Source organism: Desulfotomaculum sp. OF05-3, from assembly GCF_003435535.1.
GTDB classification, from domain to species: Bacteria; Bacillota; Clostridia; order Lachnospirales; family Lachnospiraceae; genus Pilosibacter; species Pilosibacter fragilis.
This window is the reverse complement of record NZ_QWGO01000002.1, coordinates 78,327-92,685: the sequence shown is the minus strand read 5'-3', so window position 1 is coordinate 92,685 and position 14,359 is coordinate 78,327. Positions and strand designations below refer to the sequence as shown.

Annotated in this window: 15 protein-coding genes and 1 riboswitch; of the genes, 6 read left to right on the top strand and 9 right to left on the bottom strand. The window is 49.9% G+C overall.

Annotated features, from left to right (window positions below; translation table 11 throughout):
- Positions 1–33: 33 nt before the first annotated feature.
- The 4 genes from DXA87_RS01985 to DXA87_RS01975 all read right to left on the bottom strand — a co-directional run bounded on the left by DXA87_RS01985 (position 34) and on the right by DXA87_RS01975 (position 3,683).
- Positions 34–1,200 (bottom strand): class I SAM-dependent RNA methyltransferase, encoded by a 1,167-nt coding sequence (locus DXA87_RS01985; RefSeq protein WP_117469041.1) that lies wholly within the window; start codon positions 1,198–1,200, stop codon positions 34–36.
- A 259-nt stretch (positions 1,201–1,459) separates the two neighbouring features.
- Positions 1,460–1,774 carry a rhodanese-like domain-containing protein gene (locus tag DXA87_RS01980; RefSeq protein ID WP_015553041.1) on the bottom strand — a complete coding sequence of 105 codons (315 nt, stop codon included), beginning with the start codon at positions 1,772–1,774 and terminating at the stop codon, positions 1,460–1,462.
- 291 nt (positions 1,775–2,065) lie between these two features.
- Positions 2,066–2,242, bottom strand: a complete 177-nt coding sequence (locus tag DXA87_RS18090) for a hypothetical protein (RefSeq protein ID WP_015553040.1) — start codon at positions 2,240–2,242, stop codon at positions 2,066–2,068.
- An 82-nt stretch (positions 2,243–2,324) separates the two neighbouring features.
- Positions 2,325–3,683, bottom strand: coding sequence for an MATE family efflux transporter (locus DXA87_RS01975; RefSeq protein ID WP_015553039.1), 1,359 nt, complete (start codon positions 3,681–3,683; stop codon positions 2,325–2,327).
- 372 nt (positions 3,684–4,055) lie between these two features.
- A riboswitch (THF riboswitch) is annotated at positions 4,056–4,153 on the top strand.
- Positions 4,154–4,218: 65 nt separating this feature from the next.
- On the opposite strand from DXA87_RS01975, the gene DXA87_RS01970 reads away from it, so the two are divergent.
- A complete protein-coding gene (locus DXA87_RS01970; protein ID WP_117483501.1) occupies positions 4,219–4,803 on the top strand; it encodes a folate family ECF transporter S component in 585 nt (194 codons plus the stop codon).
- Between the two features lie 127 nt (positions 4,804–4,930).
- Here the strand turns inward: DXA87_RS01970 and DXA87_RS01965 are convergent, their stop codons facing one another.
- From DXA87_RS01965 to DXA87_RS01955, 3 genes are all read right to left on the bottom strand, one after another.
- Complete coding sequence (locus tag DXA87_RS01965) at positions 4,931–5,623, bottom strand: C40 family peptidase (RefSeq protein ID WP_117483502.1); 693 nt, start codon at positions 5,621–5,623, stop codon at positions 4,931–4,933.
- Positions 5,624–5,998: 375 nt separating this feature from the next.
- Complete coding sequence (locus DXA87_RS01960) at positions 5,999–6,493, bottom strand: DUF1700 domain-containing protein (RefSeq protein WP_117483503.1); 495 nt, start codon at positions 6,491–6,493, stop codon at positions 5,999–6,001.
- A 6-nt stretch (positions 6,494–6,499) separates the two neighbouring features.
- A complete protein-coding gene (locus tag DXA87_RS01955; protein ID WP_117483504.1) occupies positions 6,500–8,437 on the bottom strand; it encodes a fructose-1,6-bisphosphatase in 1,938 nt (645 codons plus the stop codon).
- A gap of 428 nt (positions 8,438–8,865) precedes the next feature.
- Between DXA87_RS01955 and DXA87_RS01950 the strand changes: the two genes are divergently transcribed.
- The 5 genes from DXA87_RS01950 (at position 8,866) to DXA87_RS01930 (ending at position 13,301) form a co-directional block, all read left to right on the top strand.
- Complete coding sequence (locus DXA87_RS01950) at positions 8,866–9,675, top strand: MBL fold metallo-hydrolase (protein WP_117483505.1); 810 nt, start codon at positions 8,866–8,868, stop codon at positions 9,673–9,675.
- 148 nt (positions 9,676–9,823) lie between these two features.
- Positions 9,824–10,372 (top strand): NUDIX hydrolase, encoded by a 549-nt coding sequence (locus DXA87_RS01945; RefSeq protein WP_117503111.1) that lies wholly within the window; start codon positions 9,824–9,826, stop codon positions 10,370–10,372.
- A 355-nt stretch (positions 10,373–10,727) separates the two neighbouring features.
- Positions 10,728–11,873: a DUF4317 domain-containing protein gene (locus tag DXA87_RS01940; RefSeq protein WP_117503110.1), complete on the top strand. Its 1,146-nt coding sequence runs from the start codon at positions 10,728–10,730 to the stop codon at positions 11,871–11,873.
- A 1-nt stretch (position 11,874) separates the two neighbouring features.
- Positions 11,875–12,189 carry an MGMT family protein gene (locus tag DXA87_RS01935; protein ID WP_117503109.1) on the top strand — a complete coding sequence of 105 codons (315 nt, stop codon included), beginning with the start codon at positions 11,875–11,877 and terminating at the stop codon, positions 12,187–12,189.
- 110 nt (positions 12,190–12,299) lie between these two features.
- Positions 12,300–13,301 carry an SH3 domain-containing protein gene (locus DXA87_RS01930; protein ID WP_117503108.1) on the top strand — a complete coding sequence of 334 codons (1,002 nt, stop codon included), beginning with the start codon at positions 12,300–12,302 and terminating at the stop codon, positions 13,299–13,301.
- 172 nt (positions 13,302–13,473) lie between these two features.
- Here the strand turns inward: DXA87_RS01930 and DXA87_RS17865 are convergent, their stop codons facing one another.
- Both DXA87_RS17865 and DXA87_RS01925 read right to left on the bottom strand, forming a co-directional pair.
- On the bottom strand, positions 13,474–13,647 hold the full coding sequence (locus DXA87_RS17865) for a helix-turn-helix domain-containing protein (RefSeq protein ID WP_158552993.1): 174 nt from the start codon (positions 13,645–13,647) through the stop codon (positions 13,474–13,476).
- A 15-nt stretch (positions 13,648–13,662) separates the two neighbouring features.
- Positions 13,663–14,271, bottom strand: a complete 609-nt coding sequence (locus DXA87_RS01925) for a sortase (protein ID WP_158552992.1) — start codon at positions 14,269–14,271, stop codon at positions 13,663–13,665.
- Positions 14,272–14,359 lie beyond the last annotated feature (88 nt).

The window sequence follows — 14,359 nt, the reverse complement described above, 5'->3', positions numbered from 1 at the left end:
TTTTGTCATCTCTATGTGTCTGCTGCCGGTCTGTTATCTCTCTTCTCTTCTGTCCTCACGCTTTCTCGGCGGTTTCGGTCCTAAGAACTGGTAGAAGTAGGTCTTCATCATACCATTGTAGATCTTCCGATTCTTATCCGCCTTGCGGCCGAAATACCGCTCGGTGTCTTCGTAAGCCGTAATGATATAGGCAGACCAGGAGTCCAGCTCCGCGAAGCGCTCGCCGATGGTCTTATATAACTCCGGCAGATTCTTTTTATCTTCAATTCGCTCACCGTACGGCGGGTTCGTGATCAGGAAGCCGTACTTTTTCGGGTGGCTCAGGTCGCTGACGGATCTCTGCTGGAAATGGATCAGCTCATCGACTCCTGCTGCCTTCGCGTTCGCTCTCGCCGCACGGACGATATCACCGTCGATATCATATCCTTGAATATCCGTCTGGACGGAGAGGTCCACGAGATCGTTCGCCTCGTCCATGGCGTCATACCAGCATTTTCTGGGGATCAGGTGCTTCCAGTCCTCGGACAGGAACTCACGATTCATTCCCGGTGCCATATTTGCCGCGATCATCGCCGCCTCGATGGGGAAGGTGCCGCTTCCGCAGAACGGGTCCACGAGGATCCGGTCGCTCTTCCACGGGGTCAGCATGATGAGCGCCGCCGCCAGCGTCTCCGTGATCGGTGCTTTACTCGTCAGTGTGCGGTAGCCGCGCTTATGCAGGGACTCACCGGTGGTGTCGAGAGCCACTGTCACCGTGTCCTTGTGAAGGAAGACACGGAGCGGGAAGCTCGCGCCGTTTTCCGGGAACCACTCGATCCCGTACGCCTTTTTCATCCGCTCCACCATGGCTTTTTTCATGATGGACTGGATGTCAGACGGGCTGAAAAGCTTACTCTTGATGGAGGACGCCTTTGCGACCCAGAATTTCGCGTCCTTCGGGAGATATTCCTCCCACGGGATCGCGCGGGTTCCCTGGAACAGATCCTCGAAGGTCTCCGCGTGGAAGCTGCCGACTTTTAAGAGCACGCGCTCTGTCGTTCTGAGGAAAATATTGGCGCGGCAGATCGCCTCCGCATCGCCGATAAACGTCACACGGCCATCCTCCACCTGGCTGACCTCATATCCGAGATCCAGGATCTCCTTTTTCATGACTGCCTCCAGGCCGAAATGGCATGGGACGATTAATTCAAATGTATTCAATCTGATTTTCTCCGTTCTGATGTGTCATGTAACTGCCTGGTATCTTAGCAGTTACTGTATTTTCATAGTTTCACGCCATCCATGACTTACGCCAAATGGTCATATTCCATTTAATTTTAAGGGTTTGCAGCGTCCCTGTCAATCCCTGCCGAACCTCAAAACAGACCTACATTCCGCATTTTTTCCGAACTGCTTATACAATAAGCCTGGCTCCCGGATGCAGCTTATCACTGATAACCGCGTTCGGTGCAAGAATGTGCTACTCTTTACATCTCACATAATACTTCCCTCTATAATAATGAAGTCCCCCAAGTGCATTCACCGCGTCATACCCGCACCCTGCAAGCTTCCTCGCCGCAAGCAGGCTCTGGCCCCCGTAGGCGCAGTAGATGACCACAGGGCGGTCTTTCGGAATCTCCGCCTCCACTTCATCCAGCCGCTCATAAGGCAGGTTCACAGCCCCCAGGAGATGTCCTGCCTCATATTCCCTCTGCTCCCGCACATCCAACAAGGTGAATGTCCGCTCCCCGTCCAGAAGATACTCCAACTGCTGCACCGAAATCGTCCGAAACATATACCTTCTCCTGAAACATATCCTTAATGTAAGGTATGCCGGGCGGTCCGGACAGGTTCTATGTACACTATTACACAAAAAATGTGCCTTGGCACATTCTCGCACCTCGCGCGGTCGCTTGCGACAATCTGCATCCTCGCGCGAGTGCGCATCTTTGGCGTGTTAGTGCCTTTTTATGTAACAGGGAATTCCCAGGAATTCCCTGTTACATAAAAACAGCGGCAGGTTCTGCTCCTGCCGCCGCTTTCATCATATTCTGCGAATGTGTGCTGTCTTCACATCCGCATCTTTTTATCTCTTGCAGTTTCTGCCATTATCCATAGAGTCCCTGGAACTGTTTCTTGTGCGATTCTGGCTGCTGTTTTCAGAACGGTTCTGGCTGTTTCTGCTCTGATTCTTTGTCTTATCGTAGGTCTCAGACTCGCTGCTCTTCATGTTGTCGTCCATATCATAGCTGTTTCTTGCCATTTTTTCGTACCTCCTAGAGTGGTTTTCAAGCCGCGGACATTTTCCGCCGCTGCATCCTCTAGTATGGTCCGTTCCCGAACGATTATGCAGCTTCCCCGAAAAGAACTTTTAATTTTTTCATACAGTGGAAGAACGCCGGGATCAGGAAAGCATCCGCGAAGATCCACGCTAACGGGCTTGCAAAGCATGCCGGAAGGAAGCCGAATACCGGAACGAGGCAGAAGCCCACGAGAGATCGCGCCGCCATCTCGCAGACACCCGCGAGGATCGCGAATGTGGAGAATCCCATTCCCTGGATCGTAAAACGCACCACATTAACAAAGGTAAGCGGTATGTAGAACATGCTGTTTCCGATAAGGAACATCGCCACGCGCCCGATGATCTCCGTCTGGTCCGCGTCCATGAAGAGCAGCGCGATATACTTTCCACCGAAGAACAGGATCACAAATGCGATCACAGAGTAAATGATTCCGATCAGACTCGCCGCCTTTAGTCCCTCTTTCACGCGGTCAAGCTTCTTCGCACCCACGTTCTGTCCCGCGTAAGTCGCCATGGTTCCACCCAGTGCGTCAAACGGACAGCAGAAGAACATGCTGACCTTGCTTCCTGTGGATACCGCCGCAACCGCCATGGAACCTAAGGAGTTTACCGCAGTCTGGAGCACAACGCTGCCGATGGCCGTGATGGAATACTGGAGTCCCATAGGGATTCCCATACTGCAGAGGGTGCCGAGCATTCTTCCGTCTGGCTTCCACTCGCCGTTTTTCATATGAAGGATCGGGTAATGCCTGATCATGTAGATCAGGCACAGTACCGCGGAGATTCCCTGGGAGATGACCGTCGCCAGAGCCGGTCCGCCAACGCCCATGCCAAGGACCAGGATCGTAAAAAAGTCGAGACCGATGTTCATGAGGGAGGACAGGAGCAGGAAGTAGACCGGTGTCTTGCTGTCGCCCAGACTTCGGATGATGCCCGCCAGCATGTTATAGAGGTATGTGACCGGGATTCCAAGGAAGATCACAAAAATGTAATCATAGGCGCCCTGGATAATGTCCTCCGGCGTATTCATCCACTGTAAAATGTTCATGCAGAGCAGTCCGACGATCGTCGTCATGACCACCGCAAACACCGCTGAGAGCCATCCGGCGTTCGCCACGAACTTCCTCATTCCCGTATAATCACCCGCGCCGAACTTCTGCGCCACCGGGATCGCAAATCCGCTGCAGGCACCGGTACAGAAACCGATGATCATAAAGTTGATGGAACCCGTCGAACCAACTGCCGCCAGGGACGATACCCCCAGGCATTTTCCGACAATGATCGTGTCTACCATGTTATAAAACTGCTGAAAAAGAAATCCCAGCAGCATCGGAACTGCAAAGCTTAAGATCAGCTTCATTGGCGATCCGACTGTCAGATCCTTTACCTCACTTTTCTGCATATGTAACTCTCCTGTGTCATTTTACTCAGTTTTTATGTTCTGTAAATCATGGTTCCGGTTGAATCTTCCTGACTCTCTGACATACGTTTCCCATGGTCTACATGTTTCAAACGAACTTGCTGTATTATAAATCAGTGTTTTCAAAAAGTATATATATCAAAACACCGAAATTACGTAAATTTTTTCCACATTCTTTCGTCAAAAAAGCTTTTCGGCCGTATCGTTTCGACCCACCTGCGTTTTCCGGGTACATGTTCCGTCTGATTTTCGCCTTTCTTCCGTTTTTTCCTTATTTCACCCTTTACATTCCGCACCATTCATGATACTGTAATTGCATCAGGGGCGCTGACCGCCCTGAAAATCAAACAAACATGCAGAGTAGACGTGTGCGCGTCAAGTGCCCGCCAGACAGGGAGTTGCTGGCAGGACGAAGGGAATTTCCCGCGGTGCACATATCGCATCCCGCTGCATCAGAAGATAGCTCCGTCTATTATCTCCTGTTGTGGTCCGAGAATCTGCAAAGGAGGTATTTTTTATGCAAAAAAGCTCGAACGACCTCTTTTCCAGGATTTTTGAATCATCCCGTGAATTCAAGAAGGTCACCACTATCACTACCTGTGCCATGTTCGGCGCGCTGTCCGTTGTACTTGGATACTACTCTTTTAAGATCACACCAAACTTAAAGATCGGCTTCGGTTCGATCCCAAATATGCTGGTGGATTATCTGTTCGGCCCGGTCGTCGGCGGATTATTCGGCGGCGCTATGGATGTGATCAAGTTTATGTTAAAGCCGGACGGCGGATTTATGCCGGGCTTTACGTTCAACGCGATGCTTGCGGCGTTTATCTACGGCCTGTTCTTCTATAAAAAGAACCTTTCCCTGCCGCGGATCCTCACGGCAAAGCTCGTGGTGATCGTTCTCTGCAACATCGTCCTCGGCACTTACTGGTTGACGCTCTTAAACGGAAAGGGATTTTTAGCAATTCTGCCAGCCCGCGCCATCAAGAACCTGATCCAGTGGCCGGTGGACTCCCTGATCTTCTTCCTCGTGGCGAAAACCTTGGAACAGGCAGGAGTGTTTAAGCTTATTCTTCATGCTGGGAACCGTCAGAGAAGATAGTATAAATCTGCTGCTGACGACCTCTTTCGAATGCATCGCAGTAAAAAAATGCTCTCTGCAGCAATCCTAACGATCTGCTGTAAAGAGCACTTTTTTAATCCTTTTTATCCTTTATCCAATTTTCAGGTTAATCGCCAAGTACATTTACGATTCTCACCGGTGTGCGGTAGTTCCATCTGGAAACCTTGATTCCGGTTCTCTCTGTGGAGGCATGTACGATCTGTCCGTTTCCGATGTAGAGAGCAACATGGTTGATCCTCTTTCCGGATCCGTAGCAGATAATATCGCCCGGGCGCATCTCGGAGCTGCTTACCTGGCGGCCCATACGAGACTGTCCGCCGGAAGAATGCGGAAGTTCAACTTCTGCTGCGTGACGCATTACATAGGAGGTAAATCCAGAACAGTCAACACCAGTATTCGGGTTTGTTCCGCCGTATTTGTAGCGGTTTCCTACGAACTGGAGCGCATATGTAACAATTTCGGAACGGAGATCATTCTCAACTTCGATAGCTGCCTCAAGTTCTGCCTCTGCCTCGTCGGCTTCTGCCTCAGCCGCTTCCTCCTCATCGGAGTCTGCCTCATCAGCATTTGCTTCTTCTTTATCTGTCGTCTCTTCAGAACTCTCTGTTTCTTCTGTCGCTGTCTGCTTGTCCTCTTCCAACAGGTTTCCGTTTTCATCGAGGTGGATGATTCTTACGACCATCTTGTCCTCTTTTACAGCTGCCGTTGTCTCGTCCGCGAAGGAAACGATCGGAAGGGCTGCCGTTAAGGCCATACATAAGCAGGTGATTTTTAAAGTTCTGAAAAGTTTTTTTGTCATTGATGTCCTCTTATCTTAAGCTTTAATGATTTGTAATGTTTGTTACAAATATGTTAAATCTTGTTACGAACAAATTATATTTCTCACAGCCACTTTTGTCAATACATATGAAGGAATTCATAAACTCTTAATAATTTAGGCAAAAACCGCCAAAAATGTGGCAAAAATGCGGCGTTCCCCCGCAGAGAGCGCCGCACATGTTTACATAACTTATTTCAATTGTAACATCCTGTAATCTGTTGATTTTTTCAGTAAAATCAGGGTTTTTCGGACATTTTCGTCTTTAAATCCATGAACTGATCCGCCATTTTCTGTGCCTGTATCTGCAGCTCGCATTCACGGTCGCCTGTTCATTTCTTCTTAATATCTGTTTTATTACCTGCCACGGAAGTTCTTAACAAGCCAATAAATAATAAGGCACATTAAGATCGGTCCAGAGAACCGGATCAGAAGATAGAACACGCCGCCCATAATGCTGAACACAACAGAGATCACAAGGAACAGGAGCACAACAAGGGCTAATTTCCAGTACCACTTATTCAGATCGAAATAATGGATATTCGGCGTGGAGCCGTTCTGATAACTTTCCTGGCTGTAAGTGCTTCTTCTGTCATCGCCCCGCGGGGACGCGTCCTCAAAACTTCCGTAACCGTCTCCGGTCTCTCCCGCCGCCTCAGCGGAATCGATGATCGTTCGGGCCACGATATTCGGCTCGCCGATCTCCTCAATAATTTCATCCATGGTACGGCCTTTTCCCAACTCCTGGGAAAGATAATCCGCGTAATAATTCAGGTTGTCGCGGATGACCGACGCCGGGACCTCACCCGAGAGTGCTTCCTCCAGGCGTCTTAAAAATTCGTCCTTGTTCATGTAATTTTACTCCAGTTTTTCTTTAATGATGCCGCCGCGGTACACTGCCACGAGCTCCTTGAGGTCCGCGATCTTCGCCGCAAGCTCTTTTCCTGTATCCGTGTCCGCAACCATCACACGCTTTTTCATCTTCTCTACGATCATGACTTTCGGCGTGTTTTCATGGTTCCGGTCAAAAGGCTTGTGCTCCGCCAGGGCGAGGTGGTGGGAATTGAAGATCAGGGTGTAGCCCGCAATTCCCGTCTTAGGCTGGTAAGACTTCGAAAGTCCGCCGTCAATGACGAAGAGCTTTCCATTTCCCTTGATCGGACTCTCGCCGTCCTTTAATTTTACCGGGACATGGCCGTTGATAATGTGGGAGCCTTCGATCGGGAGTCCGAATTCCTTGAGGATCTTATTACAGAATTCCTCTTTTTCGCACAATTTATAATACGGGTTCATGTTTTCTTTCGCGGCTGCCTTGTCAGCGACAAAGTAATTCTCAAAGGTCGCCATATTGTCTTTTCCGTATACCGGAGACTTCGGACCGCACCATAAATACCACATAAAATCACGGTACCAGTCCTTCGTCGGATCATCATCCGGCAGGAAGTATGCCATCTTCACCGCATCCTCGATATAGTCAAGCAGACGTTTTCCGGAGTAGATGATCCCCTTGAGCTTCAGCTCCTCGAAGGTTCCATCCTCTTTCATCGGGATACAGCCGTGATATAAAAGGTTCGAGTTGCACCGCTTGTACATCGCGCCGTGGGAATACACGAAACGGATATGGCGGTGAAGCGTCTCGCTGTGATGGAAGGAAAGTGCCAGGCTGTTGATCAGTTCCTGCTCTTCCTTCGTGAGCTTTAACGGGTCCTTCGGGTCGATCGTCGGGAAGTTCATATCCAGCATCTTGTAGTCTTTTCCGTGGATATTTACGGTTCCTTTTTCAAAGTTGATATGTTCCAGATGGATCCGGTCGTTGATCTGGTAATCCGGGTGGCGCTTCGTGATCTGGCCTTCCACCTTAAACTGGATCACTGTGATCGCCTTGTGCATCTTCGCCGCAAGTCCCGGGTCTACCGCATCATAGATATTTTCATCCAGGATCTTCGGAAGGAACCGCTCACACGGGTCATCCCGGTAGACCTTCGCCGCAAACATGGACAGCGGGCGGAGATTGATTCCGTAACCGTCCTCAAGAACGTCAAATCCGTTGTAGCGGATCGCAATCCGGAGCACATTACAGATGCAGGCCAGATTACCTGTGGCTGCGCCCATCCAGGAGATATCGTGGTTGCCCCACTGGATATCTACATCGTGGAAGTGCATGAGCTCGTCCATGATAATGTCCGCGCGCGGTCCACGGTCGAAGATATCGCCGATGATATGCAGACTGTCCACAGTCAGGTTCTGGATCAGGTTGCAGAGCGCCCTGATGAACTGGTCCCCCATCTCGATGTCGATGATGGAGTGAATGATCTCATCGTAGTAAACTTTCTTGTTGTCATCGTTGTAGTCCACATGAAGAAGTTCGTCGATGATATATGCGAATGCCGGTGGCATTTTTTTACGCACCTTCGATCGTGTAAACTTCGAGGATACTTCTTTACAGATGCGCACCAGGCGGTAGATCGTGATCCTCTGCCAGTCCTCTGTGAATTTTCCCTCTTTCTGGATCTGGCGGATGTTCCGTTCCGGATAGTAGATCAGATTCGCTAAGGCGATCTCCTCCTCGTCCGAGATCACATAGCCGAAGGTCTCCGATATTTTTTCACGGATAATACCGGATGCGCTGCGAAGCAGATGGATAAATGCTTCGTACTCGCCGTGCAGGTCACTGAAGAAATACTCGGTTCCCTTCGGAAGTCCGCGGATCGCCATCAGATTGATGATCTCACTGGATGCCGCTTTCACTGTCGGATACTCTTTTGCAAGCAGCTTCAAGTAGTCCAAATCTCTCATTGTCTTTGTTTTCCTCCCTGCGTTTTTCCAGGCGCGTAAATTTTCTCCTGCCGTTCCTGGTCCCGTTTTTCCCGCATTTTTGCTGGGTTTTTCGCCGGATCTTTCCGCCTTGCCGGTTAAAAATTTAACCGCCTGGGAATTGCTTTTCCATTTATTTTATAGTAACATATTCATATTCAAAACTCAACAAAAGAATGGATGACACCGGGGACTGGACCTTCACTTTGGTTACTGTTCACGCTTTGCGCAAACAGTAACTGATTTTGCCGATGCTTCGCATTCCGAATCGGCAAAATCCACTACCACCACTGTATTGTACGGAATTTTCAGTTCAGAAAATTCCTACCCGTGTACAGTAACCCACTTTGGATTGCCCAGGAAGCAGATTCTGCGCAGTCAATGTACTCTTCAGAAGGGAGATTTTTCTTATGAACAGCGAACTTCTCTACGTTTTTGGGACCGGAAACGCGACGGTCACAAATCTTTACAATACATGCTTCGCCCTCAGAGACGGGGATGAATATTTCATGGTGGATGCCGGCGGCGGAAACGGGATCTTAAAGATCCTGGACAACATGCAGGTTCCGTTAGAGCACATCCACCACATTTTTGTGACCCACGCCCACACGGACCATGTTTTAGGCATCGTCTGGATGGTCCGCATGATCGCCACAAAGATGAAAAAGGACCAGTATGTCGGAGATACCTATATCTACTGCCATTCAGAACTTATCGAGACGATCAGGACGCTCTGCCGCCTGACGATCCAGGATAAATTTTACAACATGATCGGCGACCGGATCCATTTAGAGGAAGTAAAGGACGGCGAGACCCGCCATATTTTAAGCTACGACGTGACATTCTTCGATATCCACTCCACGAAGTTAAAACAGTTCGGATTCACGCTGACATTAAATAATGGAAGAAAGCTCACCTGCGCCGGGGATGAACCGTACAATCCGGTCTGTGAGAAGTATGTCCGCGGCAGCGACTGGCTGCTCCACGAGGCATTCTGCCTCTATGCGGAGCGGGATATCTGGAAGCCGTACGAGAAGCACCACAGCACCGTGAAGGATGCCTGTGAACTGGCGGAGTCCCTGGGGATCCCGAACCTCGTACTCTGGCACACGGAGGACAGCAATGTTGCCGGTCGGGAACGGCTTTATAAGAGTGAGGGAAAACGCTATTACAGCGGAAATATTTATGTGCCGGATGATGAAAGTTTAATCGCTTTATAGTGAGACTGATCGCAGTATGGTACTCTGTTCTCCGTCATCTTTTGTCTGCCTGGGCATTTTGCCGGTTCGGCAATTCGTTAAATTGGTCTGTCCTCTTGCGCAGGCTGGATTTTAGGTTATATTTGTCCTGATTTAGGAGGAAAAGGTTATGTCTATTAAACCGTGGATCTGCAACGGATCCAGGACGATCGTAAAGGACCGCTGGATCGATCTTCACGCCGATGACTGCGCACTGCCGGATGGCACGAAGATCTCTCCGTTTTATGTAAATGATGTGCCGGATTTTGTTGTCGTGGTCGCCGTCACCGTTGACGGGGACTTCGTTTTCGTGCGCCAGTACCGCCATGGAACGAGACAGATCCTTTTGGAGCTTCCTGCCGGATGCATGGAGCCGACAGATGCGAATCCCGCAGCCGGGGCTGCAAGGGAACTCTTCGAGGAGACCGGCTATGCCGGAAGTGAGCCGGTATTTCTCTGCAAGGTCGCGCCGAACGCGGCGTGTATCAGCAATTTTGCCCACTGTTATCTGATCAGGGACTGCAAAAAAGTCAGCAGCCAGCATCTGGACGCCACCGAGGACCTGGAGATCGTTGTGATGTCTGCCGAGGAGACGAAAAAGCTGATGGCGGAAGGCGGACTCGTGCAGGCGGTGCATGTGGCGGCGATGTATTATGCGGAAAAAATTTTAAATAAGTAGATGTCTCCACTGCTATTTATTTTTGCTGGCTGGCATTTTCCAGTGCTAAGCACAGCAGTAACGCAGCACTGTCAATCAAGCTCTATTGATCATTAATGATTTTGTTACAGTTCAGCCATTACATCTTCTTGTTTTCATATTCATGAAAACAAGAAGCTTGGTGGTTCCACCATATGCTGATTTGGATGAAAAAGTGCTTATGCAAGCAAGCTTGCAACACACTTTCTCATTCAAACCAGCGCATGGCTGAACTGTAACATGATTTTCTATCCAGCCATACTTTCATTTTCTATTGCTTTTACAGCTAAACGGATGATACTTTATGGCTGGGATTTGTTTGAAAAGGATACATATTATGAATAAACGTGAAATTTCAGAAATTAAGAAACAGTTTAAGAAGGACAACAACGCCATCACCCGCATCTGCGGATGCTACGTTGATGCCGAAAAGCAGATCAAAACGACCTTAAAGGAGGCGTTCTTCGCCCTGTCCGAGGAAGAGATCTTCAAATATTATGAGATCTTCAAGAAATCCCTGTCCGGCGGAATCGGAAAGAACCTCCACAACCTGGAGTACTCCATCCATGACGAGGGTCCGGACAGCGCCCACGAGCTTCTCATGAAGCTCCGCGACGAAAAGCTCGCCGCCGATGAGACCGTGGATACCTTTTATAATAAGGTAATCGAAAATTACGAATATGGTGAAAACTACTATATTATCCTGATCCACAGCGCCTACGATGTACCGGGAAAGGCGTCCGACAATGAGGAAATGTTCGACGCATCCGAGGAAGTCTACAACCACGTCCTCTGCTGCATCTGCCCGGTAAAGCTCTCCGAGCCGGGTCTCTCCTACAATGAGGCGACCAACGCCATCGAGGAGCGTCCCCGGGACTGGTGGGTACAGGCTCCGATGACCGGATTCCTGTTCCCAGCCTTCAATGACCGCAGCAGCGATATCCATGGTGTCCTGTATTTCTCCAAGAATCCGGAGGAGCTTCACTCCGAGTTCATTGATGCCTGCCTCGGCGCGCCGACACCGATCTCCTTCAAATCCCAGAAAGAGGCGTTCCAGGAGATCCTGACGGATACTCTCGGCGAAGAGTGCGACTATGAGACTGTCCGCCAGATCCATGAGAATCTCACGGAGCTTGCGGAGGAACATAAAGAGGATGAGATTCCGTTAACGCTCACAAAGCCGGAAGTCAAAGATCTTTTGGAAAAGAGCGGCGTGGAGCCGGAGCGCCTGGAGCACTTCGATAAAGTCTACGAGGAAGCCGCTGGGGAGAACACCGCGATCCTCGTTCCGGCGATCACCGGAACCGGAAAATTTGCCGTGAAGACACCGGATGTGGATATTAAGGTCAACCCGGACCGTCTCGATCTCGTAGAAACCAAGTTCATCGGTGGACGCCGCTGTCTTGTAATTGCCGTTGAGGACAACGTGGAAGTCAACGGCATGCCGGTGAAGATGTGGGAGGAGCAGAAGGAGGTGCAGTAACATGGCACCATCCGCCCGTTTTACTGAAGATTTCGCATACGAGGTCCTGTCCGTAGTCGGGGAGATTCCCGAGGGAACCGTCGCCACCTACGGCCAGATCGCCCGCCTCATCGGCAGGGACAAAAACTCCCGCCTCGTGGCCCGGGTCCTCTCCCACGCCTCAAACTACGGAGACTTCCCCTGCCACCGTGTCGTAAACCACTCCGGCCGCCTTGTCCCCGGCTGGCCGGAACAGGCATTTCTGCTACGGCAGGAAGGCGTAGAGCTGAAGGACGCGATGCATGTGGATCTCAAGAAATATCAATGGGAATGCTGATTTGACAAATTTCTCCATTTTTGCTATAATTTCTTCGTAATAGTTTTGTAATATTTGAAATAATTCCCGCAATATAACCGGGACATTCAACTGATATGAGGAGATTTGGCATGAGAAAATTACAGAATCTGATTTCTGACTTTTCAAAGAAGTTTCTTTTAAAAGCGGCCGCTGCCGCGTCTGTCCTGTTCCTTTCCACTGCACTTTTAACTCTTCCATCTTTCGCCGCATCCGCCTACGACAATCTTGCCGTGGCAAATGTGACAAGTGAACCGTTAAATATGCGGACGAAACCGTCCACGGACGGAGAGATCGTCGGAAAGTGCTACCGTGGAGCGGGCGGAACCGTATTAGAGAAGAAAGATGGCTGGACGAAGGTCCGTTCCGGAAAAATTGAGGGATGGATGAGTGACAAATATCTGCTCTTTGGGACAGATATCGAGCCATTGGCGAAGGAACTCGGTCTTCTATCCGCGAAGATCACCGCGACGACCTTGAACGTCCGCGAGATTCCGTCCACAGATTCCGCAATCTTAAAACAGGCGGCCGAAGGGGATTCCTTCCCTGTCTTAAGTGAATCCGACGGCTGGACAAAGGTCCAGCTCTCCGCCGACACAAACGGCTATATTTCCAGTCAATATGCCTCCATCGGCCCGGTTCCTGCTGCCGCTGTCGACGCAAAGGAAGAGTCAGCGGCGCTGAGCGCATCCGGAAACGAAACCTCTGCGGCACCGTCCTATGTAATCTCCGCCACCGAAGATGAGATCTACCTGATGGCAGCCTGCGTCGCCATGGAGGCCGGTGACGATTCCTATGAAGATAAGCTCGCTGTAGCAAGCTGTATTGTAAACCGTGTAAAATCCGGAAAATGGGGCAAAACGATCTCCGACGTGATCTACGCCGATGGCCAGTTCCCCGGCGCGTCCTCCGGTCTGTTGGACAAATACCTGGCAAAAGGTCCGTCCAAGTCCTGCATCAAAGCCACCAAAGATGCTCTGTCAGGTTCCAACAATATCGGCGACTATCTCTACTTCAAATCCGCCAAACACGCCTCAACAGGCAGCTACTCTTCCTACAAGATCGTTGGCGGGAACTGTTTCTACAAAAAATAATATTTTATCTGCAAGACTTACCATCGGCAGCTTCTTTCAGATGCATTGCAGCAAAAAAACAGGGAAAGCCTACCTTCTCCGAAGGTGCTTTCCCTGTTTCCGTACACATACCCCATTTCCTTTAATAACGCTTCAACTAAAAATGCTCTTCTTAAAAATCAACACCACTCTCCTACACTTCTGTTACAATCCATTTCTTAACCCCGTCTGTACTGAATCCAACGATTTCGGCAATCTCTTCAACCGAAATTCCCTTTTCGCTCATTCGAACCGCCGTATCCTTAGCTTGGCTTTCACGCCCTCCCGCATAGCTCTCATTTCTCAGGTCTTCCATCGCCTTACACATTTCTCTCACTCCTCTCTATTCTTCGATCTCCCTGCATCTCACCGCCGCCCGCGCTTTCCCCTTATTCGTGCAGGTAAACAGTGTCAGGTCCCAGTCCCCGGCTTCCATCTTTTCGATGTCATAGCCGCCAACCGTCTCGATCTCCGCCACTTCATAGGAAAATATATTTCCGTCCGCATCTGTGAATACTACGGAATCGCCCGGATTCAGGCGCTTGATGCCAGAAAAATGGGTGCGGTAATTATGTCCGGCAATGATCATGTTCTTTAAATACGCGGAGCCACTGTACCGGCAAGGGGCTTTCTTGAGCTTCGCGTCGCTCCACTCGCTGATGACCGGAAGCTTGAGCCCCAGCGCCGGAATCTCGATCATCCCCACACATTCCTGTCCATTTACCTCCACTGTCGGCATTTCCATCTCCGGATTCTTCTTATATTCCGGCACCAGTTCCTTTTTCTCCGTCTCCAGCCGCTCCGGCAGAGCTGCTGTCAGTGACTCCATCCGGACCACCATCTCCTCTGACTCTGCTCCGGCCCGGTCTGATTCTCTTATATTATAAACAGTAAGAAGAAGAGCCGCCGCGATCAGCAGCAAACCCACGCCTGTTAAAAGCTTCCCTTTCATAGTCTTACTATCCCGTCCTCCATATTGCATATGCTGTCTGTGTTTTTTTCAATTGTATTGTTTTTCTGTTCTGCAAGAACTCTAAAAA

Coding starts and splice junctions, on each gene's coding strand:
- DXA87_RS01980 (WP_015553041.1), bottom strand. CDS start 1,774: ATGTTTCGGACGATTTCGGTGCAGCAGTTGGAGTATCTTCTGGACGGG.
- DXA87_RS18090 (WP_015553040.1), bottom strand. CDS start 2,242: ATGGCAAGAAACAGCTATGATATGGACGACAACATGAAGAGCAGCGAG.
- DXA87_RS01975 (WP_015553039.1), bottom strand. CDS start 3,683: ATGCAGAAAAGTGAGGTAAAGGATCTGACAGTCGGATCGCCAATGAAG.
- DXA87_RS01970 (WP_117483501.1), top strand. CDS start 4,219: ATGCAAAAAAGCTCGAACGACCTCTTTTCCAGGATTTTTGAATCATCC.
- DXA87_RS01965 (WP_117483502.1), bottom strand. CDS start 5,623: ATGACAAAAAAACTTTTCAGAACTTTAAAAATCACCTGCTTATGTATG.
- DXA87_RS01960 (WP_117483503.1), bottom strand. CDS start 6,493: ATGAACAAGGACGAATTTTTAAGACGCCTGGAGGAAGCACTCTCGGGT.
- DXA87_RS01955 (WP_117483504.1), bottom strand. CDS start 8,437: ATGAGAGATTTGGACTACTTGAAGCTGCTTGCAAAAGAGTATCCGACA.
- DXA87_RS01950 (WP_117483505.1), top strand. CDS start 8,866: ATGAACAGCGAACTTCTCTACGTTTTTGGGACCGGAAACGCGACGGTC.
- DXA87_RS01945 (WP_117503111.1), top strand. CDS start 9,824: ATGTCTATTAAACCGTGGATCTGCAACGGATCCAGGACGATCGTAAAG.
- DXA87_RS01940 (WP_117503110.1), top strand. CDS start 10,728: ATGAATAAACGTGAAATTTCAGAAATTAAGAAACAGTTTAAGAAGGAC.
- DXA87_RS01935 (WP_117503109.1), top strand. CDS start 11,875: ATGGCACCATCCGCCCGTTTTACTGAAGATTTCGCATACGAGGTCCTG.
- DXA87_RS01930 (WP_117503108.1), top strand. CDS start 12,300: ATGAGAAAATTACAGAATCTGATTTCTGACTTTTCAAAGAAGTTTCTT.
- DXA87_RS17865 (WP_158552993.1), bottom strand. CDS start 13,647: ATGTGTAAGGCGATGGAAGACCTGAGAAATGAGAGCTATGCGGGAGGG.
- DXA87_RS01925 (WP_158552992.1), bottom strand. CDS start 14,271: ATGAAAGGGAAGCTTTTAACAGGCGTGGGTTTGCTGCTGATCGCGGCG.